This window comes from Mesorhizobium sp. M7A.F.Ca.CA.004.12.1.1 (assembly GCF_003997835.1).
GTDB lineage: Bacteria > Pseudomonadota > Alphaproteobacteria > Rhizobiales > Rhizobiaceae > Mesorhizobium.
The window spans coordinates 1-2,148 of record NZ_RZRK01000952.1 but is presented as its reverse complement, the minus strand read 5'-3'; the positions used below and the strand labels follow the sequence as shown (position 1 = coordinate 2,148).

General features: G+C 61.8%; 3 protein-coding genes. 1 reads left to right on the top strand and 2 read right to left on the bottom strand.

Annotated elements, in window-relative coordinates; genetic code table 11:
• Positions 1 to 1,109: PLP-dependent aminotransferase family protein (locus EN984_RS32150; RefSeq protein WP_164765810.1), on the top strand; the 1,109-nt coding region annotated here is incomplete at its 5' end.
• Between the two features lie 44 nt (positions 1,110 to 1,153).
• Here EN984_RS32150 and EN984_RS32145 read toward each other — a convergent pair.
• Together EN984_RS32145 and EN984_RS38385 are read right to left on the bottom strand one after the other, a co-directional pair.
• Positions 1,154 to 1,465 carry a DUF736 domain-containing protein gene (locus EN984_RS32145; protein ID WP_127268215.1) on the bottom strand — a complete coding sequence of 104 codons (312 nt, stop codon included), beginning with the start codon at positions 1,463 to 1,465 and terminating at the stop codon, positions 1,154 to 1,156.
• 418 nt (positions 1,466 to 1,883) lie between these two features.
• Positions 1,884 to 2,148 (bottom strand): hypothetical protein (locus EN984_RS38385; RefSeq protein ID WP_206517533.1); only part of this gene is annotated, 265 nt, incomplete at its 5' end.

Here is a 2,148-nt window from a genome sequence, read left to right as displayed (position 1 = left end):
TGCTCAATGCGCAGTGGGAGGAGAGCTTTTCGACCCGCGTCGGTGACGGGCGGCCGCCCGCCTCATGGATGGAGGAATCGGAAGTGCGCCGCCATCTCGGGCTGCTCGGCCGGCACCAGAGGTCCAGCAGTGACGGCTATGGTTCGGCGATGGGCCTGCCGGCGCTGCGCGAGCGCCTCGCCTTCGACCTCATGGAGCGCGAGGTGCAGGCGAGCCCGGACCAGATCCTGCTGACATTCGGCGCCAACCACGCACTGGACCTGATCATACGCCGCTTCCTCGTCGCCGGCGATACCGTGCTGGTCGACGACCCCGGCTACTACCCGCTTTTCGCCAAGCTGAAGCTGGCGCAGATCCGCATGATCGGCGTGAAGCGGACGCCGACCGGTCCGGACCTCGACGATCTCGCCGGCAAGGCCGAGCGCGAGCGTCCGAAGCTGTTCTTCACACAATCGCTTGCGCACAATCCAACCGGCAGCTCGACCAACCTGCCGACGGCTCACTCGATCCTGACGATCGCCGCGCGCTGCGACATGCTGGTGGTCGAGGACGACCCGTTCGTCGACCTGCCGACGGTCCGTGGCGTTGGCCTTGCGCCTCTCGACCAGTTGCGGAACGTCATCTGCGTGCGCACCTTTGCCAAGACGTTGTCGGCCAGCCTGCGCTGCGGCTATATCGCCGCGCGCCCCGACCTTATCGCTTCCCTTGCCGAGTTGAAGATGCTGACGACAGTCAACAGCTCAGGACACATTGAGCGGTTGATCCATGGATTGATCAGTGAAGGTCACTATCGGCGCCACCTCAAGCGTTTGGCGCAGCGTGTGCAGCAGGCCACCGAGACGGTCGTTCCCCGCCTTCAGAAGATGGGTCTTAAGCTCTTTGCCGAGCCGACAGGTGGATACTACGTCTATCTGGAGCTTCCCGAGTATGTCGATGACATCGCCCTCGCCCGGGAAGGCGCTCGCCAGGGGATTTTTATCGCACCTGGTACCGTGTTTTCGCCGGAGCGCCAACCTGCCAAGGCAGGCATCCGCGTCAACATCGCCTGGGCCTCGGATCCTCATTTTTTTGACTTCATGCTGGCAGAGCTTAGGCATCGGCGGACTTGAACAGGACAAAGCCCCGCCTTGCGGCGGGCTTAGTGCTTGACGGATCACTCCGCGGCGCGTCGTGACCAGATGAGCGAGAAGTCGCCCCCGGTGTCGGTCTCGACCAAGCTCGCGTAGATCGGAGCGGGGAAGCTGGGATCGTCGAGCTTGACGAAGTGGTAGTCGCGGCTCTCGCGCGAGGTCTTCTTCCAGGGCCGTCCCGAACTCGGGGCGCCAGCGAAAATGCGGAAGTCGGGTCTCTTTTCATTGTCGCCATCGACCGGAGAGAACGTCACAGTCTTGACGTTGAGGTTGAGGGTCTTGACCGAACCGGAGAAGCCGTTCGCGGTGCGCGAGAATGTGCCGACCGTAGCCATCGTGGTGGTTCCTTCTGTTTTTCTCGGGCCGCACCCATCTCTCGATGGTGGTCGTGAGGCCGGAGACGATCGGTCTGCATCCCGAAGGGGCTGAAACGAAGTAACGGCGGCGCGAGGCTTTCTTGGGCCGCCGAGGAATGGACGCGCAGCGACCAGGGGAAGAGAACGCAGCGACGTCGTTACGGGAAGACGATCGAGCCGAAGCGAAGGCGGTCTTCAGTCAGACCCAATCCATTCGAGGACGCCGTGGGCGTAGCTTGGACAGAATACGCGGAAGGAATGCCACAGTGGCTAAGATCAGTCCCGGCCACTGTCGCTTGCTCCGCTGCGCTTCTCTATTTCGGTCAAGGACGCTTCCTCCCGCCCGTGGGCGGTGTTGGTCCCACTTCACCCGGTGAAGAAGGGACGTCCGATTTCTCTAATCTTTGGGCTGAATCGTCATCAGCGGTCGATGGGAGAGAATGGACGCCGCCAGATTAGGCGCGGCACGCACGGGGTCGTAGAAGTCCATGCGCCATAATAGTAATTTCCTCATTCTGGGGAGTAGTTGTTTGGCTCGATCAGCCGCAGGTAAACTCAGAGCGACAGGATGCGAAACCGGCAGTTGCCGTGTAAGGTCAGGCCTTAACTTGGGGGAGAACTGAATGCGAACGGCTGTTACCTTGGCGTTCCTGGCCTTTATC

Coding starts and splice junctions, on each gene's coding strand:
- EN984_RS32145 (WP_127268215.1), bottom strand. CDS start 1,465: ATGGCTACGGTCGGCACATTCTCGCGCACCGCGAACGGCTTCTCCGGT.